The following is a 460-nucleotide window of genomic DNA, read 5'->3' on the forward strand; positions in this document are numbered from 1 at the left end:
CTGATGCCCCGGACAGGCAAAGGTGCTGTTATCCATCTCGACGTACTGGGTCAGGGTATTGAAAAACGGCGGCAGCAGACGCGCTTCATAATCACAGGCCGCCGCCTCCAGCTCCAGCCACTCCTGATCTTTACCGGCGATCACCGCCTGCACCCCCTCCGGCTTGTCGACCGCCGTCTCACTCAGCAGGTAGACCGGCAGGTTAAATCCGCTACGCCTGAGGAGAGTAAGGATGCCGCTGCGACTGTCGGCCACGGAGATGACGACTGCCGCCACATCGGTAAAATCGGTACTGTCCAGCGCCACAACGCGACGGTGGGTGGACAAGCGGGTGACCAGCTCGCAGCTGGCGGCAATGTGCATGGATTTCATAAGCGCAAATGCCCGTATCGGGAGTGTAAAAATCTCAGACAAGGGAGACCTTGCCCAACGATGTGTCCGGGTCTGACGGATTCAGCTC

1 protein-coding gene is annotated in these 460 nt (G+C 59.3%); it reads right to left on the bottom strand.

The features are described from left to right. Nucleotides 1–363 (bottom strand): Orn/Lys/Arg decarboxylase N-terminal domain-containing protein (locus tag FJV41_RS55710; RefSeq protein ID WP_281291674.1); only part of this gene is annotated, 363 nt, incomplete at its 3' end. Nucleotides 364–460 lie beyond the last annotated feature (97 nt).

Source organism: Myxococcus llanfairpwllgwyngyllgogerychwyrndrobwllllantysiliogogogochensis, assembly GCF_006636215.1.
Taxonomy (GTDB): Bacteria; Myxococcota; Myxococcia; order Myxococcales; family Myxococcaceae; genus Myxococcus; species Myxococcus llanfairpwllgwyngyllgogerychwyrndrobwllllantysiliogogogochensis.